This is a genomic window from Serratia odorifera, assembly GCF_041448735.1.
Classification (GTDB): Bacteria; Pseudomonadota; Gammaproteobacteria; order Enterobacterales; family Enterobacteriaceae; genus Serratia_F; species Serratia_F odorifera.
Genome location: NZ_JBGMUT010000002.1, coordinates 594,657 through 620,093, shown reverse-complemented (window position 1 = coordinate 620,093; position 25,437 = coordinate 594,657). Strand labels below are relative to the sequence as shown.

Below are 25,437 nucleotides of genomic sequence, written 5' to 3'. Positions count from 1 at the left end.
CCTGCGGATAAGGGAGTCAGCGCTATTATCCGTAGGGGGACAAATGCCAATCGACAGAACAGCCGTACAAAACGGGTCTTATTTGCGTCATGTCGCCGTTTGGCGCGGAGCGCCTGACGGCACGCATAAAAAACCCCGCCAATGGCGGGGTTCTTTATGCAACAGATTAATCGGAGAGAGTCGATTAACGCAGCAGTGACAGCACGTTCTGGGTCGACTGGTTAGCCTGTGCCAGCACGGAAGTACCAGCCTGTTGCAGGATGTTGGCACGGCTCATGTTGGACACTTCGGTCGCGTAGTCGGCATCCTGAATGCGTGACTGAGAAGCAGACAGGTTGTTCACGGTGCTGTTCAGGTTGTTGATGACAGAGTCGAAACGGTTCTGCACCGCACCCAGGGAAGAACGCAGGGAATCAACCTGTGACAGCGCCTTGTCGAGCGTTGCCAGCGGATCGGCCGTTTTTGGTTCGGTAGATTGCTGTGCGCCCTTGGTCACTTTACCGGTCGCATCAACGGAAGCCTTGAAGAAAGCGTCGTTGCCATCAGCATCTTTGCCTTTGACCACATAACCGGCTTTGCCGGCTGGATCGGTGTAAGAACGCAGTTCTTCGCCAGTGCCCAGACCGCTAACGGTGGTGGAACCAACCTTAACCTGGCTGGTTTCGGTCAGGCCGGCAGGCTTGGTCGCTACCACGTTGGCTGCGGTGCCGGAGTCGAAGGTGAACTCGCCGGTGCCGCTTACGCTACCTTTAACCCACTCGCTGGCGCCGGTCTGGATGTAAGAATTGGTACCGTCGGAATACACTTTACCGTCGGTGGAGGTTTTCGGTGCGGCGGTGTTGGTATCGGCAGCAATGGTCGGTGCAGCCATTTTGTCAATGGCGGTCAGCGCGGTGGTACCTACTTTGGTGGTGTCCAGCGCGTCGGCAACGCTGAATTTCTCCAGGCCCAGCGTTTTGGCGTTGATATCTTTCAGTTCGATATCGATGGTTTCGTTGTCGTTGGCACCAACCTGAATGGTCAGTTTCTGATCGCTGCTCAGCACTTTAACGCCGTTGAAATCAGTCTGCTCGGAGATGCGGTTGATTTCAGACAGACGCTGGGAGATCTCGTCCTGGATGGATTGCAGATCGCTGGAGGAGTTGGAGCCGTTTTGCGACTGAACGGTCAGACGACGAATATTTTGCAGGTTGTCGTTCACTTCGTTCAGCGCGCCTTCGGTGGTCTGCGCCAGAGAGATGCCGTCGTTGGCATTACGAGAAGCCTGAGTCAGGCCCTTGATGTTGGCGGTGAAGCGGTTGGAGATCGCCTGACCCGCAGCGTCATCCTTGGCGCTGTTGATACGCAGACCGGAAGACAGACGCTCAATCGCGGTACCCAAAGAAGACTGAGATTTGTTCAGGTTGTTCTGCGCCATCAGCGACAGGCTGTTGGTATTAATTACTTGTGCCATAGTGTGCTTTCCTTACGAATCAGTACGAAGTTGCGACATTCGCATTCACAATTAAAGGTTCGGGCATTTGCCCACGGCGTCAACCACCGTCCCCTCAGGTATCGGCTCTGCCCCAGCAACCTTTAGCAATTTTTTATTTATTTTTCTGCTGGTCGCCAATGCGCTAAACAACGCATGATTTCCCTCTTCTATTACGCCATCGTTTTTTTGTTTTTCTCGTAAACTTTTTCCTCACCTGGCCGATAACGCGTAAAGCGAATAAAGTCATTGACCTTAGGAGAATTACGAATGGCATCGATCAGTTCATTAGGCATCGGCTCAGGACTTGACCTCAACGCCTTGCTGGACAAGTTGAGCAAAGCGGAACAGCAGCGCCTGACGCCGTATACCAGCCAGCAGACCAGCTACAACGCCAAACTGACGGCCTACGGTACGTTAAAGGGCGCACTGGAGAAGTTTGACAATCTGAGCAAGGATCTGGCCAAACCGGCGTTTTTCAACAACACCACGGCAAGCACGCACGACCAGTTCGCCGTCACCACCAACGCCAAAACGGTGCCCGGCAACTACACCATTACCGTCGATAAACTGGCACAGCCGCAAACGCTGACCACCCAGGCCAGCATTGCCGATCAGACTAGCCAGCTCGGTACCCGCGGCGCCACCGATCGCTCAATGTCGATCACCGCCGGCAACCCGCCGAAACAGGTGAACATACCGCTCGGTGACGATCAAACCTCGCTGGTGGAAATGCGTGATGCGATCAACGGCGCCAAAGCCGGCGTCAACGCCAGCATCATGCGCGTTGGCGACAACGAGTACAAACTGGCCATCAGCTCCACCACCACCGGTGAAAACAATAAGGTGAGCGTGACGGTCAACAATGACGCCAAGCTCGCGGGCATCCTCAATTACGATTCCACCAGCAACACCGGCGCGATGAAAGAGACGGTAGCCGGCCAGGACGCTGAAATCACCGTCAACGGCACCAAAATCAAACGCAGCACCAACTCGATCGCCGACGCGTTACAGGGCGTCACGCTGGATCTGAAAACCACCACCAAACCCGGCGAACCACAAAACCTGGTGATCAGCACCGATAAAAGCGGCTCCACCGAAAAAATCAAAGCCTGGGTCGACAGCTATAACTCGCTGCTGGATACCTTTACATCGCTAAGCAAATACACCCCGGTAAAAAGCGGTGAAGAACAATCGGCGAAAAACGGTGCGCTGCTGGGCGACAATACCCTGCGCGGCGTACAGTCTTCGATTAAAAGCGCGTTAAGCGCGGCGCAGGATAACCCGGAATTAAAAGGCCTTGGCAACCTGGGCATTACCACCAATGTCAAAACCGGCAAGCTGGAAATCGATGATGAAAAGCTGAAAAAAGCGGTGGATGAAAAGCCGGAACAGGTGGCGAACTTCTTTGCCGGCAACGGTAAAGATACCGGTATGGCCACCGAGATCCATAATGAAATCCAGACCTATATCAAGGCCGGTGGCGTAATAGAAAATTCCACCAAAAGCATTAATACCAATCTCGATCGCCTGAACACGCAAATTACCCGGGTGACGGAAAGTATTCAGGACACTATCGATCGATATAAACAACAGTTCGTCCAGCTCGACACCATGATGTCGAAACTGAACGGCACCAGTACGTATTTAACCCAACAGTTCTCATCCTAATAAATAGGTTTTCACCAGGTAAAACAGCATGTACAACCGTAGCGGAACGCAGGCCTACGCACAGGTCAGTTTGGAAAGTGGCGTAATGAGTGCCAGCCCGCATCAGTTAATCGTAATGCTATTCGACGGGGCGCAAAGCGCCCTGTCTCGCGCACGAATTCTGATGGACCAGGGCGATATTGCCGGCAAGGGTCAGGCTATCTCCAAAGCAATCAATATTATCGACAATGGTCTGAAAAACAGTCTCGATCACCAGCGGGGCGGCGAGGTAGCGGACAATCTTGCCGCGCTGTATGACTATATGAAACGTCGCTTGTTGCAGGCTAATCTGCATAACGATCAACAGGCTATCGAAGAGGTAGTCAAGCTGCTGGATAATATTGCCGACGCCTGGCGCCAGATTGGCCCCAACTATCAACCTTCTCAGGACGCCATTTAATGGAACGCCAACAGCAACTGCTATCCGCCTATCAGCAAATATATACCCTGAGCAGCCAAATGATCGCACTGGCTAAAACCGGCCATTGGGATCAGTTGGTGGAACTGGAATTGACCTATGTGACCTCGGTGGAAAAAACCGCCGACTTCGCCGGCGTGATGGAATCGTCACTCGCCTTGCAAGAATTGTTGCGCAATAAATTGCAGCAGATCCTGGATAACGAAACGCAATTGCGCGCCTTGCTGCAGGCGCGCATGGATGAACTACGCGAATTGATCGGCCAGTCGACGCGGCAAAATGTGGTTAACAGCACCTACGGGCAATTTCACGATCGCGCATTGCTGCTGGGCGAGCCGCAGATCCGCTGATGCCTACTCCGTAGACTCATTGGCTTGATGGCGACATCATCATCCGCGAGAGGTTTATATCATTAGCATTTGAATTATTCCCACACGGCGTAATTAATCGAGATGCGCGTATTGACGTATATTTTAGGGATATTTATTCCTTCGACACGGACGTTTTCTGTTCAGCAGGAAATTGATTTTTGACCATTGACACACCGCGTTGTTCTGCCCAACGCATGGAAAATAGTTGCTCCAACGCACCGCAACGCGTAAAGATATTCTTAGAGACTGGCAGCGAAACGAATATCGATGGAACGCACAATTAATCTTTGCCCTGGAATCGGCGCTTCAGCGCACCTTATTCAGCATACTGAATTATTATTTTCTTCGGTATATTTCGAACAACCACATCTATATCTGATACAACAAGGCCATAAACGCATCCGCTGGCAACAGCAGGAGCTGGTGGCATACCCTGGGGAGCTGATGATGATAGACGGAGGGCAAACCGTTGATATCATTAATGGTCTTTCAGATGACGGCGTGTTCAGCTGCCAGTTGCTGACCTGCGATCCGCTGCTGTTCGCTGCCGCCAGACCGCTCAGTCCGACGGTGTCGGACCCTGCCTTCGCCGGCGTGCAAACTCTGCGCAACCTCCCCTGTGGTTTTATCCACAGTTTTGAAACCACTCACCTGGCGCTGGCGCTGAACAACAGTTTTCCGACGGCGATCACCCGACATAAAGTGCTGGAGATCCTGTTATGGCTGACGCAGTTTGGCATCAAGTTCGTGCACAATGAGGTGAAGGATCTGACCCAGCGCGTACGCCGTTGCCTGGCAACCGATCCCCACAGCATATGGACCGCCGCCAAAGTCGCCGAAAGTCTGTCGATGAGTGAAGTGATGCTGCGGCGCAAACTGTCGGCGGAAAATACCGCGTTGCGCAATCTGATGATTGACGTGCGTATGAACAGCGCACTGGCATTGCTGCAATCCACCGACTGGCCGATTTCGATCATCGCGCAACACGTCGGCTATGAAAGTTCCTCACGTTTTGCCGAGCGTTTTCGCAAGCGCTTTGGCTTTGTCCCCACCGCCATTCGCGGCCATCAGCGCCCCGAATAAACCGCCAGCGCGCAAGGTAATCAAGCGAGATAATGACCAGCGTATACCGGTGTTCACTGGCGTAACGCGAACACCGGTATGCAGGTTCGACCACAAAAGTGTTGGCCCTGGTTGCCATAATGCGGGCAGGTGGTAGGATCTGCCCCTGGAGTTTTTGGGGTTAATCTTATGGACAAGTCCTTTTTCAAATACGTCGCTATCGGCGTGGTTAACACAGCAATACATTGGGCAATATTTTTCGCCATGCTCAGGGTGGTCAAGGCCGATCAGGCACTGAGTAATTTTGTGGCTTTTTGCGTGGCTGTGAGCTTTTCGTTTTTCGCCAATAGCGCGCTGACGTTTAAAGCGACGGCGACCACGACCAGATATGTCATGTACGTCGCCTTTATGGGATTTTTGAGTATTGCTACCGGGGCCGTCGCCGATAGGCTCACCATTATCCCCTGGGTAACGCTGATTGCGTTTTCTGGCATCAGTCTGTTTTGCGGCTATATCTACGCCAAACATATCGTTTTCAAGGAAAGAAAATGAAAATATCTCTGGTAGTTCCAGTATTCAATGAGCAGGAAGCGGTACCGATTTTCTATCGTTCGGTACGGGCCCATACAGCATTAAGCCAGCAACAGGTAGAAATTATTTTCATTAATGATGGCAGCAAAGATGCTACCGAAACCACCATTGTCAATCTTGCCGCCGACGATCCCCAGGTTAAAGTCATCTCGTTTACCAGAAACTTCGGCAAAGAGGCGGCGCTGTTCGCCGGACTGGAGGCGGCTTCCGGCGAGGTAATCATCCCTATTGACGTCGATCTGCAAGATCCGATCGACGTCATTCCCTTAATGGTGGAAAAATGGCAGCGCGGCGCTGACGTGGTGTTGGCAAAGCGCAGCGATCGATCCTGCGATGGCCGGATGAAACGGAAAACGGCGGAATGGTTTTATCGACTGCACAATAAAATCAGCACCCCAAAAATAGAAGAAAACGTCGGTGATTTCCGACTGATGTCGCGCGAAACGGTGGAAAATATAAAGCTGTTGCCGGAACGCAACTTATTTATGAAAGGCGTATTATCCTGGGTAGGCGGCAAGGTTGCCATTGTTGAATACACCCGGGCCGATCGCATTGCCGGCACCACTAAATTCAACGGTTGGAAACTGTGGAATCTGGCATTGGAAGGCATAACCTCTTTTTCGACCTTTCCGTTGCGCATCTGGTCTTATATCGGCTTTGTCATCGCCGGTATCTCATTTTTTTACGGCGCATGGATGATGCTCGATACCCTGGCATTTGGTAATCCGGTGCGAGGCTACCCCTCATTATTGATATCGATCCTGTTCCTCGGCGGCGTTCAGCTGATTGGCATCGGCATACTGGGCGAATATATCGGCAGGATTTACACCGAAGCAAAACAAAGACCGCGATATATAAAGAAAACGTTTAAGGAAGAAAAACCGTAATGATTAAAAAGCCCGCATTATATCTCGCTGTATTTCTACTGCTTTGCTTTATATATCTGCAGATTACCGCCGGGATTATTGCCAGCTCCGATGGCGCATCGGGTCTGCTAGAGGGGCGGGATCTGGCCGCCGGCAACATTCTGCTCAGCGGCTGGAGCCTGTCTACCGTTTCGTTTTATTTCACCGATCTCATCTGGTATGCGGCAGCCACGTTGCTGGCAGGTTATGGCGCCTGGCAATCCGCGCTGCTGCCATCAATGATGCTGGCGTTGTTGAGCGTATTTTCACTTTATCTGTCAGTAAAAGACGGCAAAAAAAATCTGTGGCCGATCGTTATCGGCTTCGCCGCCCCTGGTGCATTTGCCGCATTAAACACCCTGATGCCGGTGATACATATCGGAACCTATATCTACATACTCGGTTGCTTTATGCTTGCCGACAGATATGCCAATCGCGGTGGCGTCAGTTGCCTGATTGCGTTGGGCCTGCTGCTTGCCATTACTTTGTTCAGCGATAATATCAGCAGCTATCTGGCGGTCGTGCCACTGTGTCTATCCTACGGCTATGCGGCGTACCAGCAAAAATCAGCAAAGCATGCCGGCGTCGTCGTCATGGTTATTCTGTCCTCTCTGTTGGCCAAACTGATTGCTGCCGGGTTTGATGCGCTGGGGGGATTTTATCTTCCCGGTATTCCCTCTCCCACCTTCGTCAACTTTGATGATATCGGCAACAACCTGTACCTGTTCACCAAAGGGCTACTTCTTTATTTCAATGCGGATATCTTTGGCAAGGCGCCGACCAGCAGGCAAACCCTGTTTTACCTGTTCAATCTGTTTGGCATGCTGATGTTCTTCTTGTACCTTGCGCGGGCTGCAAAGAAAATCAAGAGCCTTTCCCCGTTGGATATCACCCTGGGATTGGCGGCACTGATCATGATCCCGGCCTACCTGATCAGCAACAGGCCCATCGACGTATATGCCGTGCGCTATCTGGTACCGGTATTTATTTTTGGCGCCATCTTTATTGCCAGAAACATAGAGATGAACGCGAAGGTGTCATATTTGCTGACGGCGGTGTTTATTATTGCCGCCGCCGGGAGCTGGCGTGCTGAGCCGCTGCGCAACAATCCGGACGAAATTATCAATCAGTTGAAAGACGCGATCAGAAATAACCACCTGCAACGGGGCTATGCCAGCTTTTGGTATGCTTCCTCAGTGTCTATAGACGGTGATATTTCCATTGCGCCAATCGAGATAGACCAGAATACGCATAAAATCTCTGCCAGCAGATGGTTGTCTGACGCTCGGTGGTATACACGCGGCGGCGACTTTTTTATCGCGGATACCCCGGCGATGGCCGAGTTGATCAAGCGCCATTATGGCGATCCCGTCAGGGTGATTGCCGTTAATGAAAAAAGCCTGTTGGTTTACACGCGGAATATTGTGATTGATTAACCGCGGCGGGGATCGCTCCCATCCCCGCCCTGGCGTACTACACCTGCATATTCATTACGTCTTGATAGGCCGCAACCAGCTTGTTGCGGACCTGAATCCCCATTTGCAGCGATACCGACGATTTTTGCAGATCCACCATAACGTCGTTGAGGCTGATGCCCGGCACGCCCATTTCAAAATTCTGCGCCTGCTGGCGCGCGGTTTGCTGGATGTTGCTAATTTTGCCGATCGCCGCCTTCAGTTCGCTGGCGAAACTGGCTCCCTGCGCCGGAGGGGCATTGGTGATGCCACCGGCCTGGAGAGCCGTTGCCTGTAATTGTTGTAATACCCCTTCGATGCCTTGAATCGCCACGCGTCCCCCGGTTGGTTTTTTGTCGGGCAGCGTTGTACCCGAGACAATTCCGATGGTGCACACCCTAACACACCCCAATAGCGCTAAAGCGGCTAATTAACTGCAAAAAACACGGCTTATCGAGCCATCAAACTTGGCGTTAAATGCAAATATGGCATCCGAAAATGGGGACGCTATCTACCCAATGGATTTCGAGTTGTATCTCTGCGGCAACGCGCAACCAACAACCAAACAGCTGAAAGACAAAGGGCGTAGTCCGTTAAGTTATGTGCATCAGGGAGCCAGTTTTGTCACCACACAACGCTAACCATATCGTTCATCTGCCAGGCAAGGGGCAAGCATGAGCGCGTCACTCTCCGCCGGCGAAAACCGTGAAAATGGCCTTCAGGCCCAGTGGAATCGCCTGCGCGCCAACCCCAAAATCCCGTTGCTGGTGGCGGCCTCGGCGGCGATAGCCATCGTTGTCGCATTGTTGTTATGGGCAAAAAGCCCGGATTATCGCGTGCTGTACAGCAATCTTAACGACCGCGACGGCGGCGCCATCGTCACCCAACTGACGCAGATGAATATCCCCTACCGTTTTGCCGAAAACGGCGCAGCGCTGATGATCCCGGCAGAAAAAGTGCACGAAACCCGCTTGCGTCTGGCGCAACAAGGCTTGCCGAAAGGCGGCGCAGTCGGATTTGAACTGCTGGATCAGGAAAAGTTCGGCATCAGCCAGTTCAGTGAGCAGATCAATTATCAGCGCGCCCTGGAAGGCGAACTGTCGCGCACCATCGAATCACTCGGCCCGGTGCAGAACGCCCGCGTGCATCTGGCGCTGCCAAAGCCGTCGCTGTTCGTGCGTGAACAAAAATCCCCTTCCGCTTCGGTGACCCTGAACCTGCAGCCAGGGCGCGCGCTCGATGACGGCCAAATCAACGCTATCGTGTATATGGTTGCCAGCAGCGTCGCCGGTTTGCCGCCCGGCAACGTTACGGTGGTCGATCAGGCTGGTCGTTTACTGACCCAGTCCGACGGCAGCGGACGCGATCTCAACGCCAGCCAGTTGAAATACACCAGTGAAGTCGAAAATCGCTATCAACGCCGTATTGAAGCAATACTGGCGCCAATCGTCGGCAGCGCCAACGTGCGGGCGCAGGTCACCGCGCAGATAGATTTTTCCATCCGTGAACAGACCGACGAACAGTACCAACCGAACCCAACGCCGGAAAAGGCCGCGATTCGTTCACGACAGCTGAGCCAGAGCGATCAACTTGGCGGCCAGCCGGTCGGCGGCGTGCCGGGGGCTTTGTCCAACCAGCCGAGCGCAGCGCCCACCGCGCCGATTGAAACGCCCGCGGCCGACGCCACGGCGAATACCAATACCACCGCCAACAACGCCCCCCCTGCCGCGCGGCAAACCAGCAACACAGCCACCGGCAACGGCAACGGCAACGGCCAGCCGCAAAACAGTCGCCGCGATGAAACCACCAACTATGAAGTGGATCGCACCATTCGCCATACCCAGCATAAATCCGGGGCGGTGCAACGCCTGTCGGTTGCGGTGGTGCTGAACACGCTCGGCAGCGACAAGGACGGCAAGCCGCTACCGATGAGCAAACAGCAGCTGACGCAGATTGAATCGCTGGTGCGCGAAGCGATGGGCTATTCCGGCACCCGCGGTGACACGCTGAACGTGGTCAATTCACCGTTTACCGAAACTGAAATGACCGCTGGCGAACTGCCGTTCTGGCAAACGCAGTCGTTTATCGACTCGTTGCTGAACGCTGGCCGTTATCTGCTGATCCTGCTGGTGGCCTGGCTGCTGTGGCGCAAACTGGTTCGCCCTCAGCTGCAACAGCGCCAGGCGCAGCAACAGGCCGCCATTGCCGCCGCCAGCGCCCCTGCCGCCCGCCCTGCCGACGCCGGTAAGCCGAGCAATGACGAACTGGTACAGCACAAGCGTTCGCAGCAGCGCGTCAGCGCCGAAGTCCAGAGCCAGCGGATCCGCGATCTGGCGGACAAGGATCCCCGCGTGGTCGCCCTGGTAATCCGCCAATGGATGAGTAACGAGATATGAGTCTGACAGGTACAGAAAAGAGCGCCATTCTGCTGATGACGCTGGGAGAGGACCGCGCCGCCGAGGTGTTCAAACACCTTTCTTCACGTGAGGTTCAGCAACTGAGTGGCACCATGGCCAGCATGCGCCAGGTGTCGCACAAGCAACTGAGTGAGATACTGCGCGAGTTCGAAGACGACGCCGAGCAGTACGCGGCGCTCAGCGTCAATGCCAGCGACTACTTGCGATCGGTACTGGTCAAGGCGCTGGGAGAAGAACGCGCCGCCAGCCTGCTGGAGGATATTCTCGAGTCGCGCGAAACCACTACCGGTATGGAAACGCTCAACTTTATGGAGCCACAGAGCGCCGCCGATCTGATCCGCGACGAACACCCGCAGATCATCGCCACCATTCTGGTTCACCTGAAACGTGGGCAGGCGGCGGATATTCTGGCGCAGTTCGACGAACGGCTGCGCAACGATGTGATGTTGCGTATTGCCACCTTCGGCGGCGTACAGCCGGCTGCACTGGCCGAGTTGACCGAGGTGCTCAATAACCTGCTTGACGGCCAAAACCTCAAGCGCAGCAAAATGGGTGGCGTACGCACCGCCGCCGAGATCATCAACCTGATGAAAACCCAGCAGGAAGAAGCGGTCATTGACGCAATGCGTGAATACGACGGCGAACTGGCGCAGAAGATCATCGACGAGATGTTCCTGTTCGAAAATCTGGTCGAGGTCGACGATCGCAGCATCCAGCGCCTGTTGCAGGAAGTGGAAGGCGAGTCGCTGCTGATCGCGCTGAAAGGAGCCGAACAGCCGCTGCGCGAGAAGTTCCTGCGCAATATGTCGCAACGCGCCGCCGATATTCTGCGCGACGATTTGGCCAATCGCGGCCCGGTGCGCATGTCGCAGGTGGAAAACGAACAGAAGGCCATTTTGCTGATCGTGCGCCGTTTGGCGGAAAGCGGCGAAATGATCATCGGCGGTGGTGAGGACACCTATGTCTGATCGCATCAACAGCCTGGCCTGGCAGCCGTGGTCGCTCAATGACCTGGCGGAACAGCCCCCGGTGGCACCATCACCGCTGCTGGCGACGCCGGACCAGGAACCGTTGCCGCTTGACGCGCCTATTGACCCGCAACAACAGTTGGAAACGCTGCGTTTGCAGGCGCAACAGCAGGGACAGCAATTGGGCTATGCCGACGGTCAGCAAAAAGGTTACCAGGCCGGTTTCCAGACCGGACTGGAAGAAGGCCGCCAGCAGGGTATCTTGCAAGAACAGCAGCAGCAACAGCCGCTGACCGAGCACTGGCAAAATCTGGTGAACGAGTTCCAGCATACGTTGGACGCGCTGGACAGCGTGATCGCTTCACGCCTGATGCAGCTGGCGCTGACCGCTGCCAGGCAGGTGCTTGGCCAACCGCCGGTGTGCGACGGCACCGCTCTGCTGGCGCAAATTCAGCAATTGATCCAACAAGAGCCGATGTTCAGCGGCAAGCCGCAGTTGCGCGTGCATCCGGACGACTATGAGCGTGTCGAACAGCAGCTTGGCGTCACGTTGAGCCTGCACGGTTGGCGATTGCTGGCTGACGGACAGCTGCACCCGGGCGGTTGCAAGGTCAGCGCACAAGACGGCGACCTCGATGCCACGCTGGCTACCCGCTGGCATGAACTGTGCCGTTTGGCCGCGCCGGGAGAGCTGTAATGACTCAGCGCCTCAACCGCTGGCTAACCAGCCTGGATACGCTGGAACAGCGTATCGCGCAGGCACCGACGGTGCGCCGTTACGGTCGCCTGACCCGCGCCACCGGCCTGGTGCTGGAAGCTACCGGGTTGCAACTGCCGCTCGGCGCCACCTGCCTGATCGAACGGCACCACGCCGGCGAGGTGCAGGAGGTGGAAAGCGAAGTGGTCGGTTTTAACGGCCAGCATCTGTTTCTGATGCCGCTGGAAGATGTCGAAGGCATTGTGCCCGGCGCGCGCGTCTACGCCCGCGTTGCCCCCGAAGGCCAACATGCCGGCAAACAGCTGCCACTGGGGCCGGCGCTGCTCGGGCGCGTATTGGACGGCAGCGCCAAGCCGCTCGACGGCCTGCCTGCCCCCGATACCGGCTACCGCGCACCGCTTTTCACCGCGCCGTTCAACCCGTTGCAGCGTACCCCGATCGCGCAGGTGCTGGACGTTGGCGTACGCACCATCAACGGCTTGCTCACCGTCGGCCGCGGCCAGCGGATGGGGCTGTTCGCCGGTTCCGGCGTTGGCAAAAGCGTACTGCTCGGCATGATGGCCCGTTATACCCAGGCCGACGTGATCGTGGTCGGTCTAATCGGCGAACGCGGTCGCGAAGTCAAAGACTTTATTGAAAACATTCTCGGTGCCGCGGGTCGCGCGCGTTCGGTGGTGATCGCCGCGCCGGCCGACGTGTCGCCGCTGTTGCGCATGCAGGGCGCCGCCTATGCCACACGCATCGCCGAAGACTTCCGCGATCGCGGCCAGCACGTGCTGCTGATTATGGACTCCCTCACCCGCTATGCCATGGCGCAGCGCGAAATCGCTCTGGCGATCGGCGAACCGCCGGCCACCAAAGGCTACCCGCCGTCGGTATTCGCCAAACTGCCGGCGCTGGTGGAGCGCGCCGGCAACGGCATCAGCGGCGGCGGCTCGATCACCGCATTTTATACCGTATTGACCGAAGGCGACGATCAGCAGGATCCGATCGCCGATTCGGCACGCGCCATTCTGGACGGCCACGTGGTGCTGTCACGCCGCCTGGCCGAGGCCGGCCACTATCCGGCGATAGATATCGAAGCGTCGATCAGCCGTGCGATGACCGCCCTGATCGATGATGAGCATTATCGGCGCGTGCGCAATTTCAAGCAGATGCTGGCCAGCTATCAGCGCAACCGCGATCTGATCAGCGTTGGCGCCTATGCCGCTGGCAGCGACCCGTTGCTCGACAAGGCGATGACGCTCTACCCGCAGATGGAGGCCTATCTGCAACAGGGCATTTTTGAACGCAGCGGCTATGACGACGCGTGCGATCAATTGCGGCAGTTGATGGTTTAACCCGGCGGAGAACACCATGAAAACATCATCACCGCTGATTACGTTGCGCAATTTGGCGCAAGATGCCGTGGAACAGGCGGCTCGGCAGCTCGGTCAGCTACGCCAGGCGCAGCAGGCTGCGGAGCAGCAGCTGTCGATGCTGCTCAATTATCAGGACGAATATCGCCACACCTTGAACAGCACGCTGAGCGATGGCATGGGTGCCGCCAGTTGGCAAAATTATCAGCAATTTATCGGCACCCTGGAACAGGCGATTAGCCAACATCGACAACAATTGCTGCAATGGAGTCAAAAAGTGGACCAGGCCGTCAAGCAGTGGCAGGACAAACAGCAGCGATTAAACGCCTTCGAAACGCTGCACACCCGCGCGCTTGATGCCGAACGGCTGCTGGATAACAAACGTGACCAAAAATTGATGGATGAGTTCGCTCAACGTTGCTCACATAGGAATACCACCCCATGAATCTGACCCTGTTGGCCGGCCTGTCACCGGCCGTTGATAGCGCCACGCCCGATCGGGCGGCGCTGCCGCTGGACGCCGCGCAATGGTCTGCGGGTTTCGCTCAACTGCTCGGCGCACGGGTGCTGCCGACGGCGAACCGCGGCGGCCTCTTGACCACCGAGCATCTGTCCGCCGAACAGCAACCCGTGTCGCCTCTGACCCGTCAGTCGCTTGAGGCGCTGTTGTCGGCGCTGACGCAGCCGGACGCTGACCCAAGCCTGACTGGCGTCTCCCGCTTGCCCGATGACGTATTGCCGGCATCGCACCACGGCGACAGCACGCCGCTGAAGAGGCTAACAGAACTGGATGACGCCACCCTGCAAGCGCTGTTCGCCATGCTGCCGGCCAGTCCATCGTCGCCGTTGACCAGCCCAACGCCGCCCGACCACGCCAGCGCTACGCTTGCGCCGGTGACCACCGCCGAGCGCGCATTGCCTTCCCTGCGCCCCGCCGTGACGCCGCACCCGTCCGGCCAGGCCAACGCACCGACCGGTCGCCAGCCTGAGCCGCCATTGAGCGCTGCGGTGACGCAGACGGATACGGCGTTAGTCGCCGATAGCGAGGCGGCCAACGTCGCTGGACATCGCATGCCGACCGACGGCGCCTCCCCATCCCACAGCCCGTCGTCGCCGGCCATGATGCCGCCCGTGTCCAGCCCGATCGCAGCCAACGCCCACTCCAGCGCACAGCTCACCGCTGCGACGACGCCGCAGTTGAACGCACAGCTCGGCAGTCCGGAATGGCAGCAGGCGCTGAGTCAGCAGGTACTGATGTTCCACCGCAACGGCCAGCAAAGTGCGGAACTGCGTTTGCATCCACAAGAGCTGGGCGCATTGCAGATTACCCTGAAGCTTGACGATAACCAGGCGCAGTTGCATATCGCCTCGGCACACGGCCAGGTGCGCGCAGCGGTGGAAGCGTCGATGCCGCAACTGCGTCATGCGCTGGCGGAAAGCGGTATCAACCTGGGTCAGAGCAGCGTCGGTAGCGAATCAATGCCGCAACCGCAGCAGCAGGCGTCCAATGGCAGCGGTCAGTCGTCTTATCAGCCGCAGCACGGCGACAGCGATGCGCCGCTTGACGCCGTGGTGGCACCGGCCGGTCTGCAGGCCATGGCTCGGGCGGTGGACGGCGTCGATATTTTCGCCTGAGTCACGGCTAACGCTGAAGCTGGGAGGCTTTTCCCCGTCTATTCAGGCCATTGCACGCCCGAATTGACGGGATAATAAGGCCATCGTTTCCCCTTACGGTTTGGGGGTCATACCCACCATGATGCGCGTTAACCATGGCGGGTATTCACGGGTGACGTTCCCCGTGTCAATAACAGGAATTTGATTAGCTAATGTCCCAAAATACTCTACCAACCGCAGCGAAAAAGCGCTCGCTACTGGTTATATTGCTGCTGTTGATCACCGTCGCTGCCTGTGGCGCCGCGGGTTACAGCTGGTGGCTATTGCAGCAGAAGAACGACGGCGCTCCGGTCGCCGCCAAGCCGCAGCCGCCTACGGCGCCGGTATTCATGCCGCTCGATACCTTTACCGTCAATCTGCTGACGCCGGACAACAATCCGGATCGGGTGCTGTACATCGGTTTGACGCTGCGCCTGCCGGACGAGGCGACCCGCCGTCAGTTGAACGATTTCCTGCCGGAGGTCCGCAGTCGTCTGCTGATGCTGCTGTCCCGCCAGGAAGCCGCGCAACTGGCGAACGAGCAAGGAAAACAGCAACTGGTGGCGCAGATCAAGGACGTACTCAGTCCACCGCTGGTTAAAGGCCAACCGAAGCAGGTGGTCAGCGATGTGCTGTTCACCGCGTTCATACTGCGGTAATTACCCATGGGCGACAGTATTCTTTCACAGGCAGAGATCGATGCCTTGCTCAACGGCGAAGCCGAAGGCGATGAGCCTGCGGCAACTGTCGGCAACGACAGCGACGTCAAGCCTTACGATCCCACCACCCAGCGCCGCGTGGTGCGCGAGCGTCTGCACGCGCTGGAAATCATCAACGAACGTTTTGCCCGGCAGTTCCGCATGGGGCTGTTCAACCTGCTGCGCCGCAGTCCGGATATCACCGTCGGGCCGATCAGGATCCAGCCATACCATGAGTTTGCCCGCAATCTGCCGGTGCCAACCAACCTGAACCTGGTGCATCTCAACCCATTGCGCGGCACCGCACTGTTCGTATTTGCGCCCAGCCTGGTATTTATTGCGGTCGACAACCTGTTCGGCGGCGACGGCCGGTTCCCGACCAAAGTGGAAGGCCGTGAGTTCACCCCGACCGAACAGCGCGTGATCAAGCGCATGCTACGTTTGGCGCTGGATGCTTACGGCGATGCCTGGAGCGCCATTTACCAGATTGACGTGGAATACGTGCGCGCCGAAATGCAGGTGAAATTCACCAATATCACCACCTCACCGAACGATATCGTGGTCACCACGCCATTCCAGGTGGAAATCGGCGCGCTGAGTGGCGAATTCAATATCTGCATCCCGTTCGCCATGATCGAACCGCTGCGCGAACTGCTGACCAACCCACCGCTGGAAAACTCCCGCCAGGAAGACAGCCGTTGGCGGGAAACGCTGGTGAAACAGGTTCAGCACTCCGAGCTGGAGCTGATAGCCAATTTTGTCGATATCCCGATGCGGCTGTCGAAAGTGCTGAAACTGCAACCGGGCGACGTGTTACCGATCGATAAGCCGGAACGCCTGATCGCCCACGTCGACGGCGTGCCGGTGCTGACCAGCCAATACGGCACCCTGAACGGGCAATATGCCCTGCGTGTTGAACATTTGATTAACCCTATCTTGAATGCTCTGAGTGAGGAACAGCCCAATGAGTGATCCTAAGCAACCGTCTGGCGAAGGAAAGGAATCCGTAGACGATCTGTGGGCTGACGCGTTTAACGAACAGCAGTCGTCCGAGAAGACCAGCGCCGCCACCGAGGGCGTGTTTAAAACGCTGGAAGCACAGGACGCCATCGGCAGCCTGCAAGATATCGATCTGATCCTGGATATTCCGGTCAAGCTGACGGTAGAACTTGGCCGCACCAAAATGACCATCAAAGAGCTGTTGCGTCTATCGCAAGGTTCGGTGGTCGCGCTCGACGGGCTGGCCGGCGAACCGCTGGATATCCTGATTAACGGTTACCTGATCGCACAGGGTGAAGTGGTGGTGGTCGCCGACAAGTTCGGCGTACGCATCACCGACATCATCACGCCGTCCGAACGTATGCGCCGCCTGAGCCGCTAATGAACGCCAATGCCAATGCCAATGCCAACGTGCAGGCGCACACCGTTCAACCGGCAGCCAGCCCGGCGCTGCCGGCCGGTTCGGTATTGACCCAGGTGGGCAGCGCGCTCGGCGCGATCCTGCTGCTGATCCTGCTGGCCGGCTGGCTGTTTCGCCGGCTGGGGTTCGCCCCGCAGGCGCGCAACGCCGCGCTGCTTAACCTGCGCGCCAGCTGTCAGGTCGGCCAGCGCGAGCGGGTGGTGGTGGTCGAAGTGGATAACACCTGGCTGGTGCTGGGTGTTACCGCGCAAAGTATCACGCCGTTGCATACGCTAAGCACGCCGCCGTCCGCCCCCGCTGCGACCAAAGCCGCGCCGGCGGACTTTCGCCAATTGATGCACAAAATTCTGCAACGCCCGGAAAAATCGGCATGAACCACACTCGGTCTCTCTCACCGGCTGCGCTGCTGCGTTGCCGCGCTCTCGCCCCGCTGCTAACTCTGGCTTTGTTGGCGTTAAGCCCGTCGGCCATAGCGCAGTTGCCGGGGCTGATCAGCCAGCCGCTGGCCGGCGGTGGCCAAAGCTGGACGTTGCCGGTGCAAACGCTGGTGCTGCTGACCTCCCTCAGTTTCCTGCCAGCGATGCTGCTGATGATGACCAGCTTCACGCGTATCATCATCGTGCTCGGCCTGCTGCGCAACGCGCTGGGCACGCCAACTGCGCCCCCCAATCAGGTGATGCTGGGACTGGCGCTGTTTCTGACCTTCTTCATTATGGCGCCGGTGTTCGACAAGGTGTATCAGGACGCGTATCTGCCGTTTAGCCAGGACAAAATCAGCATGGAGACGGCAATCGACCAGGGCGCGCAGCCGCTGCGCGAGTTCATGCTGCGTCAGACACGTGAAGCCGACCTGGCGCTCTACGCTCGCCTGGCCAACCTGCCGCCGCTGGCCGGGCCGGAGGCGGTGCCGATGCGCATTTTACTGCCCGCCTACGTCACCAGCGAACTGAAGACCGCCTTCCAGATTGGTTTCACGGTTTTTATCCCGTTCTTGATTATCGACCTGGTGGTTGCCAGCGTACTGATGGCGCTGGGGATGATGATGGTACCGCCGGCCACCATTTCCTTGCCGTTCAAACTGATGCTGTTCGTGCTGGTGGATGGTTGGCAACTGCTGCTCGGCTCACTGGCACAGAGTTTTTATGCGTAACGGAGAGCGCAATGACACCTGAATCCGTAATGGCGCTCGGCACCGAAGCAATGAAAGTTGCGCTGGCGCTGGCCGCACCGCTGCTGTTGGCGGCGTTGATCAGCGGTTTGGTGGTCAGCCTGTTGCAGGCCGCCACCCAGATCAACGAAATGACGCTGTCTTTCATTCCCAAAATTCTGGCGGTAGTCGCCACTATCATCATCGCCGGGCCATGGATGCTTAATTTGCTGCTGGATTACATGCGCATGCTGTTCAGCAACCTGCCCAACCTGATTGGCTGAGTATGCTGACCTTCGACAGCGGGCAAATCGGCGTCTGGCTCAGCCAGTATTTCTGGCCGTTGCTGCGCGTGTTGGCGCTGATCGCCAGCGCGCCGGTGTTCAGCGAAAAACAAATCAGCAAAAAAGTGAAGATCGGCCTCGGCGGCCTGATCGTGCTGCTGGTGGCGCCGAGCCTACCCGCCAATAACATAGCGATTTTTTCCGCCAGCGGCCTGTGGCTGGCCATGCAGCAGATACTGATTGGTGTCGCGCTCGGGCTGACCATGCAATTCGCCTTCGCCGCGGTCCGGACCGCCGGTGAGGTAATCGGCATGCAGATGGGGCTGTCGTTCGCCACCTTCTTCGACCCGTCCGGCGGGCCGAATATGCCGGTGCTGGCGCGCTTGCTCAACCTGTTGGCGCTGCTGCTGTTTCTGGCCTTTGACGGCCATTTATGGCTGATTTCGCTGCTGGCGGACAGCTTCCATACGCTGCCGATCCAGGCACAACCGTTGAACGGTAACGGTTTTCTGGCGCTGACCCAGGCCGGCTCGCTGATTTTCATCAATGGCCTGATGCTGGCGTTGCCGCTGATCTGTCTGCTGCTGACGCTCAACCTGTCACTGGGCCTGCTTAACCGCGTAACGCCGCAGCTGTCGGTGTTTGTCATCGGCTTCCCGGTAACCATGACCATCGGCATTCTCACCCTGGGCCTGATGATGCCGATGCTGGCGCCGTTCTGCGAACACCTGTTCGGTGACGTGTTTGATCGGTTGGCAACGGTGATTAGCGGCATGGCCAACTGATCCGACAGCAACGCCCCCTTTCGTCTAAAACAAAATGGCAGTTAAAACGTTTTATTGACACAAGAGCCTGATAAACGTCATTTATCCGGATTAAGATTCAAATGTCTCCGCTGGCTTGAATAAATGCTGCCGGCTGACGGGCGCAATATCCGCCTTTGTTAACCACAGGAGCAACATCATGATTAAAGCGAAAAGCAACCGCTAGGCACGTCGTTTAAGTGATGAAGCGAATGGCCTATGGATACCGGGATAACGCTGACTTCTTTCTGAACATCAAAGCTGCGCTCCTCGGTAAAACGCGATGAACCCCAAAAAAAAGCCCGTCACTCAAACCTTAGTGGGAGAAAGAACGACGGGCCAAACAGCGCGCCCGGTTTAAGAATCCCCCGCACGGCGCGTTGGCCGGCAACGTCTTCTCAGCGCGCCAAAAGGGGCCTGCCGCGACGCGAAGTCACGGCAAGATAGAACGGGTTAACGATTCATCTGGAACAGCGACATACCCTGCATATCGCTGAAGGTTTTATAGGAGGCTTGCAGCGCGGCCTGCTGCATAAAGTAGGACGAGATCGCCTCGACCATATCCACATCCACCAGCGCGCTTAATTGCGCCTGATTGGTCATATCACGATCTTTGCCAATGCTGTCCAGCGTATCCATTTCCTGCAGTTGCGTGCCCAGTTCGGCGCGCACGCTCAACACGTTGTTGTAAGAGTTGTCCAGACCGCGGTTGGCCTTGTCCAACGCTACGCTGACTTTTTCGCGGGTGGCGTCATCCGCACCCTGCAACGGCGTTTTCAACGCCTCCAGCGCCGTGTCGATACTGTCAAATACGTTGGCGACCGGCGCACTGCCGTCTGGCTCCGGCTTCGGATTGCTGGTCAGCGTCATGAAAATGGCATCTCCGGTATGGCCAACGGTCATGGTGCGATTGGCATCCACCTTTTGTTCGATCGGCGTCGAACCGCCCTGGTAACGGATCGAGCCGTCGGCCTGCTGCACAAACGGCGGCTGGTCGTTTTTAAATCCGGCAAACATGTAGCGGCCATTGCCGTCGGTGCTGTTGGCCTGGCTCAGCAACTGATCTTTCATCCCCTGCAACTGGGTCGCCAGCGAAGCGCGGTCGTTATCGCTCAGCGTGCCGTCGCCGGCGTTGACGATCAGCGCCTTCATGTCCTTGATGCCGCTGGTGACGTTCGACAGTACGGTTTCTTCCATCGACACGCTCTGCCGTGCGAAGGTACGCGCCAGGGCGTACTGGCCGTTTTCCGCTTGCGCCTGCGACACCATAATCGCCTGCGAGGCCGCCAGAGGATCGTCCGACGGCGTCAGCACTTTTTTACCGCTGGATAATTGCTGCGCCGATTTCATCCACAGCGATTGGTTATCGGTAAGGCCGCTCATGTTTTGTTGATACATCATGCTGGTGCTCATGCGCATGGTGTGGATTCCTTCTGCTATCAGCGAATGGACAGGATGGCGTCGAACAGCGAACTGGCGGTTTGGATCACCTGGGCGTTAGCCATGTAATACTGCTGGAAACGCAGCAGTTCGCCGTATTCTTCGTCCAGGTTGACGCCGGACACCGACTGTTGCTGAACCGTCAACTGCTTGACGATGTTGCCCTGCGCCGCACTGTTGCTTTTGGCGGTGGCGGTCTGATTGCCGACGTTGCTCACCAGACTGGCGTAAGCACCGGTCAGCGTCGCCTTGCCATCCACCAGTTTCCGGGTTTGCAGGTCGAGCAGTTTTTTGGCGTTGTCGTTATCGCCACGCCCGCCATCATCGGCACCGGCGGCGGCAATTTTGCCGGCATCGCTGATGGCCACCTTCAGGCTGCCCGCCACGTCGCTGACCGGCTTCACGGTAAAGCTGTCATTCTTTTGCGCGTTACCGTCAATGCTGACCTGCAACCCTTCAAATGCCAGCGTCGGCGTGCCGCTGGCGTCGGTACCGGCGCTGGCGGTAATCGGGGTGTTGTCGGACAGGCGCGTGACCTGCCAGTTATTGCCGTCGAACTCCACGTGGTAATCGCTGGCCTGTACTTTGCCGGTGTCGGTATAGGACACGCCGAGGGTGGCGTCGCCAACGTTGCGGGTGTTTTCCACCACCCGGCCGCCGCTAAAGCTGAAGAAATCGCCGCCGGCGTCGCCATTGATGTCAAAACCAGCCCGGTGTTGCTGGTTAAAATTGTCCGCCATCGCCAGAGCAATCTGCCCAAGCTGGTTACGCGCGCTGTCCAGCGCTTCGCTGCGGAACTTCAACACGCCGCTGACGCTGCCGCTGACGATCTGCCCTTGTGGAATTTCGCTGGCGCCCGAGCCGCGGTTATAGCCCAGCGTCAAACGCGACGGATCCTGGCTGGATGGCATCGCCTCTACCTGATAGGCGTTGTTGCCCTGCACCAGCGTCAGGCCATTGGCAAAAGAGACGCTATACGCATCGCCGTCCTGCTGGGTCACCTGCACGCCGACTATCTGATTCAGTTCGCTCACCAACTGGTCGCGTTGATCGAGCAATGCGTTCGGCTCACCGCCGCCGCTGCCGCGCAAGCGCGTGATGTCCTGGTTCAGTTTGGCAATCTGCTGGCTGTAGTTGTTGATTTGTACCGCGCTGTCGCTCAGTTGCTGATTGACGCCGCTTTCCATATCGCGCAGATATTTATCGGTGTTGTTAAACTGGTTCACCAAGCCGTTGGCCTTGCCCAGCACGGTATTGCGCGACGCGTCGTCGCCGGCGTTGCTGACCAGGTTTTGCAGATTGCTGAAGAAGTCCTGCATGCTGCTGGACAAGGTATTGGTTTTATCCGCCAGCAGATTATCGATTTGCGACACTTTCTCGAAATACGCATCGTGCGCGCCTGCCTGGCTTTGCGCGCCACGCAGCTGATTGGTGATGAACTGATTGTATTCACGGTTGACGCTGGTCACGGTGACGCCGTTGCCGATAAAGCCGGACATGGTGCCCATTCCGCCGTTCTGCGCCAGAATCGCCGTCTGCCGGTTGTAGCCGGCAACGTTGTAATTGGAAATATTGTTGCTGACGGTGCTGAGCGCCACCTGCGCCGCATTCAGACCACTCATCGCGGTGTTGATTAAGCTATTAGACATTGGGGTTCCTTGTCACTGGCCCACAGGGTTTAATCGTGCTGCTGAACCTCTGCGCTCAGCCTGCCTGGGTTATCGGCCGCCAAGCGCAGAACTTGAGAGCAAAATGCGCCTAAAACAGTTCTTGCAGATCGTGGCTATAGGCCTTTGCCACCTGTTCCCCGGCGTTCTTCATTTGCTGGATCACGCTGACCAGCTTTTTGGCGTACTGCGGGTCGGTGGCGTAACCGGCCTGTTGCAGCGCATAGGCCGCCTGTTCCGGACTGCGCGCGGCGGCAACGTTGGCGTAACGCGGGTTGCCGGTCAATAGTTTGACGTAATCGGCAATCGCTTCGACGTAAGAGCCGTACACCCGGAAACGCGCCTTGATCGTCTTCGCCGTACCCTGCTCGAATTCAGTGGTAGCGATCTCCGTTACCGGCCCGTTCCAGCTGCTGCCAGCCTTGATACCAAACAGGTTGTAGCTTGGAGAACCGTCGGCGGTCGGGATCTCGCGCTGGCCCCAGCCGGATTCCAACGCCGCCTGCGCGACGATCAGCTGATGCGGGATACCGCTTTGCTGACTGGCCAGCCGTGCCGGAATCGACAGTCGAGCCACAAAGTTGCCGTTGGTCAACGACGGCAGCGGCGGCGTTTGCGGCATGGCGCGCCGCACCAGTTGCTCCAGCGTCTGGTTCGGCAAACTTTGCAGCCTCTGCCTGTCAAACATCAGCTGCGCCGGTGTGAAGTTGTCCAGCGCCATCGGCCGCGTACCGGCGGTTTCGCTCGGTCGCGCGCCGGCATTGCCCAGCTGTTTCACCATCATTTCCGCCAGCCCCAACCCTTTTTGCGACATCTGCTGAGCAATTTGCTGATCGTACAGCGAGGTGTACAGCCGGGTCTGATCGCTGCTCAGCGCGCCGTCCTGCGGCAGCGCGGCACGCATGCTCTTCAGCATCATCTGCACGAACATTCCTTCCACCTGCTGGGCAACCTGCTTCAGATTGCCGTGCGGATCGGCAGCGGCGGCGGTTTTTAGCCCGTTCAGCGCCTGAGCGTCGTACGCCGCTCCGGACAGGCTCATCAGATCGCGACTCATCAGATAATGTCCAATTTGGCGCGCAGACAGCCGGCGCTCTGCATCGCCTGCAAAATCGACATCAGATCGATCGGCGTTGCCCCGAGCGCGTTCAGCGCGCGGATCACATTGTTGAGATTGGCGCTGGCGTTGATTTTTTGCAGCGAACCGCCCTGCTGCTGCATGGAAATCTGGGTATTGGGCGTCACCACCGTTTGCCCACCGCCGAACGGCGTATTCGGCTGGCTGACCGTATTCTGCCGATCGACCACCACCGACAGATTGCCCTGTGCCACCGCACAGGAGTCCAGTATCACTTCACGGTTCATCACCACCGAGCCGGTACGTGAATTGATGATTACCTTGGCGTCCATTGCGCTGACGTTAACGTTGATATTCTGAATATCCGCCAGGAAACGCACCTGCGAACTATTACCCTGTGGCACCAGCACCTTGACGGTTCGCGCATCCAGCGGCGTGGCAGTGCCATAGCCGCGCTGACGGTTGATGGCGTCGCTGATCTGCTGGGCCAGCGTAAAGTCTTCATCATTCAACTGCAGATTGATTTCACCCCCCTGGCCAAAGGTGCTTGGCAATTCACGCTCGATCACCGCCCCGTTGCTGATGCGCCCGCCGTTGAGCTGATTCACCTGCACGCTGCTGCCGCCGGCCGCCGCGCCAGCGCCGCCCACCAGCACGTTACCCTGCGCCAGCGCATAGACCTGGTTATCTGCGCCCTTTAGCGGCGTCATCAGCAGCGTGCCGCCGCGCAGGCTTTTGGCGTTGCCCATTGAGGACACCACCACGTCAATGTTCTGTCCGCTGCGGGCAAACGGCGGCAGCTTGGCGGTCACCATCACTGCGGCAACGTTTTTCAGTTGCATATTGGTACCCGGCGGCACGGTGATCCCCAACTGCGACAGCATGTTGCTCAGGCTCTGGGTGGTGAACGGCGTCTGCATGGTCTGGTCGCCGGAACCGTCCAGCCCCACTACCAGCCCATAGCCGATTAATGCGTTGTCGCGAACGCCCTGCACCGTGACCAGATCGCGAATGCGTTCCGCCGCCACCGGCAGGCTGATTGTCGCCGCCAGCAGCGCCATGAGTAAATTTTTCAGCATCGTGCGATCCTTAATACGGTGACAGGTTCAGGAAGAAGCGTTGTAACCACCCCATGGTCTGCGCTTCATTGATATAGCCGTTGCCGACGTATTCAATGCGAGCGTCCGCCACCTGGGTCGAGGTCACCGAGTTGTTGCCGCTGATGGTGCGCGGGTTGACCACGCCGGAGAAGCGGATAAATTCCGTGCCCTGATTGATGGCGATCTGTTTTTCCCCCACCACGTGCAGGTTGCCGTTGGCCAATACCTGATTGACGGTGACGGTAATGGTGCCATTGAAGGTATTGTTGGCATTGGCGCCGCCCTTGCCACCAAAGGTGTTGTCGCCGGACATTTCCATGTCGGCGCGCGCGTTGCCAAACAGGCCGTCGAGGTAGCGCGGGGCGGTGGCAACGCCGAACTTGCTGCTGCCGTTGCGGCTGGCATTGGCCGAAGAACTTTTGCTGGCGCTGACATTTTCTTGCAGCACGATAGTCAGGGTATCGCCGATGTTACGTGGCCGGCGATCCTCGAACAGCGGCTGATAGCCGTAGTTCATCGGCTGCACGGACTGGAAAATCGAACCGTTGGGCATCGGTGCGCTGGCCGGCGCCGGCTGTGCGCTGGTTGAACCGTCGACCAGCGGTTTATGCGGAATATAGGCGCAGCCGCCGATAGTCAACATCAGCATCGCTGCCAAAACGCGTGTTGTCTGCGGCGGCAGGTTAGCCGTCAAAAGTGTGGTG

27 protein-coding genes are annotated in these 25,437 nt (G+C 57.5%); 20 read left to right on the top strand and 7 right to left on the bottom strand.

What is annotated here, in order from left to right; genetic code table 11:
• Positions 1 to 184: 184 nt before the first annotated feature.
• Positions 185 to 1,453 carry a FliC/FljB family flagellin gene (locus ACCC84_RS09020; protein ID WP_004961551.1) on the bottom strand — a complete coding sequence of 423 codons (1,269 nt, stop codon included), beginning with the start codon at positions 1,451 to 1,453 and terminating at the stop codon, positions 185 to 187.
• Positions 1,454 to 1,741: 288 nt separating this feature from the next.
• On the opposite strand from ACCC84_RS09020, the gene fliD reads away from it, so the two are divergent.
• The 7 genes from fliD to ACCC84_RS08985 all read left to right on the top strand — a co-directional run bounded on the left by fliD (position 1,742) and on the right by ACCC84_RS08985 (position 7,964).
• Complete coding sequence (gene fliD, locus ACCC84_RS09015) at positions 1,742 to 3,142, top strand: flagellar filament capping protein FliD (protein ID WP_004961547.1); 1,401 nt, start codon at positions 1,742 to 1,744, stop codon at positions 3,140 to 3,142.
• A 28-nt stretch (positions 3,143 to 3,170) separates the two neighbouring features.
• Positions 3,171 to 3,581: a flagellar export chaperone FliS gene (gene fliS / locus ACCC84_RS09010; protein ID WP_371901762.1), complete on the top strand. Its 411-nt coding sequence runs from the start codon at positions 3,171 to 3,173 to the stop codon at positions 3,579 to 3,581.
• Positions 3,581 to 3,949 (top strand): flagella biosynthesis regulatory protein FliT, encoded by a 369-nt coding sequence (fliT, locus tag ACCC84_RS09005; RefSeq protein WP_004961541.1) that lies wholly within the window; start codon positions 3,581 to 3,583, stop codon positions 3,947 to 3,949. Before fliS ends, fliT begins: the two co-directional genes overlap by 1 nt.
• A 288-nt stretch (positions 3,950 to 4,237) precedes the next feature.
• Complete coding sequence (locus tag ACCC84_RS09000) at positions 4,238 to 5,053, top strand: helix-turn-helix transcriptional regulator (protein ID WP_004961538.1); 816 nt, start codon at positions 4,238 to 4,240, stop codon at positions 5,051 to 5,053.
• 168 nt (positions 5,054 to 5,221) lie between these two features.
• Positions 5,222 to 5,584: a GtrA family protein gene (locus ACCC84_RS08995; RefSeq protein ID WP_198772921.1), complete on the top strand. Its 363-nt coding sequence runs from the start codon at positions 5,222 to 5,224 to the stop codon at positions 5,582 to 5,584.
• Positions 5,581 to 6,510 (top strand): glycosyltransferase family 2 protein, encoded by a 930-nt coding sequence (locus ACCC84_RS08990; RefSeq protein ID WP_004961533.1) that lies wholly within the window; start codon positions 5,581 to 5,583, stop codon positions 6,508 to 6,510. Before ACCC84_RS08995 ends, ACCC84_RS08990 begins: the two co-directional genes overlap by 4 nt.
• Positions 6,510 to 7,964, top strand: a complete 1,455-nt coding sequence (locus ACCC84_RS08985) for a hypothetical protein (protein ID WP_371901761.1) — start codon at positions 6,510 to 6,512, stop codon at positions 7,962 to 7,964. The genes ACCC84_RS08990 and ACCC84_RS08985 overlap by 1 nt, the downstream gene beginning before the upstream one ends.
• A gap of 37 nt (positions 7,965 to 8,001) precedes the next feature.
• Here the strand turns inward: ACCC84_RS08985 and fliE are convergent, their stop codons facing one another.
• Positions 8,002 to 8,316, bottom strand: a complete 315-nt coding sequence (fliE, locus tag ACCC84_RS08980) for a flagellar hook-basal body complex protein FliE (RefSeq protein WP_004961527.1) — start codon at positions 8,314 to 8,316, stop codon at positions 8,002 to 8,004.
• Between the two features lie 340 nt (positions 8,317 to 8,656).
• Here fliE and fliF point away from each other — a divergent pair, with 340 nt between their 5' ends.
• From fliF to fliR, 13 genes are all read left to right on the top strand, one after another.
• The gene (gene fliF, locus ACCC84_RS08975; RefSeq protein WP_004961524.1) at positions 8,657 to 10,378 is read left to right on the top strand and encodes a flagellar basal-body MS-ring/collar protein FliF; all 1,722 of its coding nucleotides are present in this window, start codon (positions 8,657 to 8,659) and stop codon (positions 10,376 to 10,378) included.
• A complete protein-coding gene (gene fliG, locus ACCC84_RS08970) occupies positions 10,375 to 11,367 on the top strand; it encodes a flagellar motor switch protein FliG (protein ID WP_004961521.1) in 993 nt (330 codons plus the stop codon). Before fliF ends, fliG begins: the two co-directional genes overlap by 4 nt.
• Positions 11,360 to 12,064: a flagellar assembly protein FliH gene (gene fliH, locus ACCC84_RS08965; protein WP_371901760.1), complete on the top strand. Its 705-nt coding sequence runs from the start codon at positions 11,360 to 11,362 to the stop codon at positions 12,062 to 12,064. The genes fliG and fliH overlap by 8 nt, the downstream gene beginning before the upstream one ends.
• Positions 12,064 to 13,425: a flagellar protein export ATPase FliI gene (gene fliI, locus ACCC84_RS08960; RefSeq protein WP_004961517.1), complete on the top strand. Its 1,362-nt coding sequence runs from the start codon at positions 12,064 to 12,066 to the stop codon at positions 13,423 to 13,425. Before fliH ends, fliI begins: the two co-directional genes overlap by 1 nt.
• 16 nt (positions 13,426 to 13,441) lie before the next feature.
• The gene (gene fliJ / locus ACCC84_RS08955; protein WP_004961513.1) at positions 13,442 to 13,888 is read left to right on the top strand and encodes a flagellar export protein FliJ; all 447 of its coding nucleotides are present in this window, start codon (positions 13,442 to 13,444) and stop codon (positions 13,886 to 13,888) included.
• Positions 13,885 to 15,078: a flagellar hook-length control protein FliK gene (locus tag ACCC84_RS08950; RefSeq protein WP_273871353.1), complete on the top strand. Its 1,194-nt coding sequence runs from the start codon at positions 13,885 to 13,887 to the stop codon at positions 15,076 to 15,078. Before fliJ ends, ACCC84_RS08950 begins: the two co-directional genes overlap by 4 nt.
• Positions 15,079 to 15,269: 191 nt before the next feature.
• Positions 15,270 to 15,755, top strand: a complete 486-nt coding sequence (gene fliL / locus ACCC84_RS08945; RefSeq protein WP_004961507.1) for a flagellar basal body-associated protein FliL — start codon at positions 15,270 to 15,272, stop codon at positions 15,753 to 15,755.
• A 6-nt stretch (positions 15,756 to 15,761) separates the two neighbouring features.
• Positions 15,762 to 16,766, top strand: a complete 1,005-nt coding sequence (gene fliM / locus ACCC84_RS08940; RefSeq protein ID WP_004961504.1) for a flagellar motor switch protein FliM — start codon at positions 15,762 to 15,764, stop codon at positions 16,764 to 16,766.
• Positions 16,759 to 17,175 carry a flagellar motor switch protein FliN gene (fliN, locus tag ACCC84_RS08935; protein ID WP_004961501.1) on the top strand — a complete coding sequence of 139 codons (417 nt, stop codon included), beginning with the start codon at positions 16,759 to 16,761 and terminating at the stop codon, positions 17,173 to 17,175. Before fliM ends, fliN begins: the two co-directional genes overlap by 8 nt.
• The gene (gene fliO / locus ACCC84_RS08930) at positions 17,175 to 17,588 is read left to right on the top strand and encodes a flagellar biosynthetic protein FliO (RefSeq protein WP_371901759.1); all 414 of its coding nucleotides are present in this window, start codon (positions 17,175 to 17,177) and stop codon (positions 17,586 to 17,588) included. Before fliN ends, fliO begins: the two co-directional genes overlap by 1 nt.
• Positions 17,585 to 18,364 (top strand): flagellar type III secretion system pore protein FliP, encoded by a 780-nt coding sequence (gene fliP, locus ACCC84_RS08925; RefSeq protein ID WP_004961496.1) that lies wholly within the window; start codon positions 17,585 to 17,587, stop codon positions 18,362 to 18,364. Before fliO ends, fliP begins: the two co-directional genes overlap by 4 nt.
• A gap of 11 nt (positions 18,365 to 18,375) precedes the next feature.
• Positions 18,376 to 18,645, top strand: coding sequence for a flagellar biosynthesis protein FliQ (gene fliQ / locus ACCC84_RS08920; protein ID WP_039991980.1), 270 nt, complete (start codon positions 18,376 to 18,378; stop codon positions 18,643 to 18,645).
• Positions 18,646 to 18,647: 2 nt separating this feature from the next.
• Positions 18,648 to 19,430, top strand: a complete 783-nt coding sequence (gene fliR / locus ACCC84_RS08915; RefSeq protein ID WP_004961492.1) for a flagellar biosynthetic protein FliR — start codon at positions 18,648 to 18,650, stop codon at positions 19,428 to 19,430.
• Between the two features lie 471 nt (positions 19,431 to 19,901).
• On the opposite strand, the gene flgL is transcribed toward fliR, so the two are convergent.
• The 5 genes from flgL to flgH form a co-directional block, all read right to left on the bottom strand.
• A complete protein-coding gene (gene flgL / locus ACCC84_RS08910; RefSeq protein WP_004961487.1) occupies positions 19,902 to 20,867 on the bottom strand; it encodes a flagellar hook-associated protein FlgL in 966 nt (321 codons plus the stop codon).
• A gap of 20 nt (positions 20,868 to 20,887) precedes the next feature.
• Complete coding sequence (gene flgK, locus ACCC84_RS08905; RefSeq protein WP_371901758.1) at positions 20,888 to 22,537, bottom strand: flagellar hook-associated protein FlgK; 1,650 nt, start codon at positions 22,535 to 22,537, stop codon at positions 20,888 to 20,890.
• A 109-nt stretch (positions 22,538 to 22,646) separates the two neighbouring features.
• The gene (gene flgJ, locus ACCC84_RS08900; protein ID WP_371901757.1) at positions 22,647 to 23,612 is read right to left on the bottom strand and encodes a flagellar assembly peptidoglycan hydrolase FlgJ; all 966 of its coding nucleotides are present in this window, start codon (positions 23,610 to 23,612) and stop codon (positions 22,647 to 22,649) included.
• A complete protein-coding gene (locus tag ACCC84_RS08895; protein ID WP_004961481.1) occupies positions 23,612 to 24,712 on the bottom strand; it encodes a flagellar basal body P-ring protein FlgI in 1,101 nt (366 codons plus the stop codon). The genes flgJ and ACCC84_RS08895 overlap by 1 nt, the downstream gene beginning before the upstream one ends.
• Positions 24,713 to 24,722: 10 nt before the next feature.
• Positions 24,723 to 25,382, bottom strand: coding sequence for a flagellar basal body L-ring protein FlgH (gene flgH, locus ACCC84_RS08890; RefSeq protein WP_004961477.1), 660 nt, complete (start codon positions 25,380 to 25,382; stop codon positions 24,723 to 24,725).
• Positions 25,383 to 25,437 lie beyond the last annotated feature (55 nt).

What these genes read in the sequence shown, in the direction of transcription:
- ACCC84_RS09020 (WP_004961551.1), bottom strand. Translation starts at nt 1,453, where the DNA reads ATGGCACAAGTAATTAATACCAACAGCCTGTCGCTGATGGCGCAGAAC.
- fliD (WP_004961547.1), top strand. Translation starts at nt 1,742, where the DNA reads ATGGCATCGATCAGTTCATTAGGCATCGGCTCAGGACTTGACCTCAAC.
- fliS (WP_371901762.1), top strand. Translation starts at nt 3,171, where the DNA reads ATGTACAACCGTAGCGGAACGCAGGCCTACGCACAGGTCAGTTTGGAA.
- fliT (WP_004961541.1), top strand. Translation starts at nt 3,581, where the DNA reads ATGGAACGCCAACAGCAACTGCTATCCGCCTATCAGCAAATATATACC.
- ACCC84_RS09000 (WP_004961538.1), top strand. Translation starts at nt 4,238, where the DNA reads ATGGAACGCACAATTAATCTTTGCCCTGGAATCGGCGCTTCAGCGCAC.
- ACCC84_RS08995 (WP_198772921.1), top strand. Translation starts at nt 5,222, where the DNA reads ATGGACAAGTCCTTTTTCAAATACGTCGCTATCGGCGTGGTTAACACA.
- ACCC84_RS08990 (WP_004961533.1), top strand. Translation starts at nt 5,581, where the DNA reads ATGAAAATATCTCTGGTAGTTCCAGTATTCAATGAGCAGGAAGCGGTA.
- ACCC84_RS08985 (WP_371901761.1), top strand. Translation starts at nt 6,510, where the DNA reads ATGATTAAAAAGCCCGCATTATATCTCGCTGTATTTCTACTGCTTTGC.
- fliF (WP_004961524.1), top strand. Translation starts at nt 8,657, where the DNA reads ATGAGCGCGTCACTCTCCGCCGGCGAAAACCGTGAAAATGGCCTTCAG.
- fliG (WP_004961521.1), top strand. Translation starts at nt 10,375, where the DNA reads ATGAGTCTGACAGGTACAGAAAAGAGCGCCATTCTGCTGATGACGCTG.
- fliH (WP_371901760.1), top strand. Translation starts at nt 11,360, where the DNA reads ATGTCTGATCGCATCAACAGCCTGGCCTGGCAGCCGTGGTCGCTCAAT.
- fliI (WP_004961517.1), top strand. Translation starts at nt 12,064, where the DNA reads ATGACTCAGCGCCTCAACCGCTGGCTAACCAGCCTGGATACGCTGGAA.
- fliJ (WP_004961513.1), top strand. Translation starts at nt 13,442, where the DNA reads ATGAAAACATCATCACCGCTGATTACGTTGCGCAATTTGGCGCAAGAT.
- ACCC84_RS08950 (WP_273871353.1), top strand. Translation starts at nt 13,885, where the DNA reads ATGAATCTGACCCTGTTGGCCGGCCTGTCACCGGCCGTTGATAGCGCC.
- fliL (WP_004961507.1), top strand. Translation starts at nt 15,270, where the DNA reads ATGTCCCAAAATACTCTACCAACCGCAGCGAAAAAGCGCTCGCTACTG.
- fliM (WP_004961504.1), top strand. Translation starts at nt 15,762, where the DNA reads ATGGGCGACAGTATTCTTTCACAGGCAGAGATCGATGCCTTGCTCAAC.
- fliN (WP_004961501.1), top strand. Translation starts at nt 16,759, where the DNA reads ATGAGTGATCCTAAGCAACCGTCTGGCGAAGGAAAGGAATCCGTAGAC.
- fliO (WP_371901759.1), top strand. Translation starts at nt 17,175, where the DNA reads ATGAACGCCAATGCCAATGCCAATGCCAACGTGCAGGCGCACACCGTT.
- fliP (WP_004961496.1), top strand. Translation starts at nt 17,585, where the DNA reads ATGAACCACACTCGGTCTCTCTCACCGGCTGCGCTGCTGCGTTGCCGC.
- fliQ (WP_039991980.1), top strand. Translation starts at nt 18,376, where the DNA reads ATGACACCTGAATCCGTAATGGCGCTCGGCACCGAAGCAATGAAAGTT.
- fliR (WP_004961492.1), top strand. Translation starts at nt 18,648, where the DNA reads ATGCTGACCTTCGACAGCGGGCAAATCGGCGTCTGGCTCAGCCAGTAT.
- flgL (WP_004961487.1), bottom strand. Translation starts at nt 20,867, where the DNA reads ATGCGCATGAGCACCAGCATGATGTATCAACAAAACATGAGCGGCCTT.
- flgK (WP_371901758.1), bottom strand. Translation starts at nt 22,537, where the DNA reads ATGTCTAATAGCTTAATCAACACCGCGATGAGTGGTCTGAATGCGGCG.
- flgJ (WP_371901757.1), bottom strand. Translation starts at nt 23,612, where the DNA reads ATGAGTCGCGATCTGATGAGCCTGTCCGGAGCGGCGTACGACGCTCAG.
- ACCC84_RS08895 (WP_004961481.1), bottom strand. Translation starts at nt 24,712, where the DNA reads ATGCTGAAAAATTTACTCATGGCGCTGCTGGCGGCGACAATCAGCCTG.
- flgH (WP_004961477.1), bottom strand. Translation starts at nt 25,382, where the DNA reads ATGCTGATGTTGACTATCGGCGGCTGCGCCTATATTCCGCATAAACCG.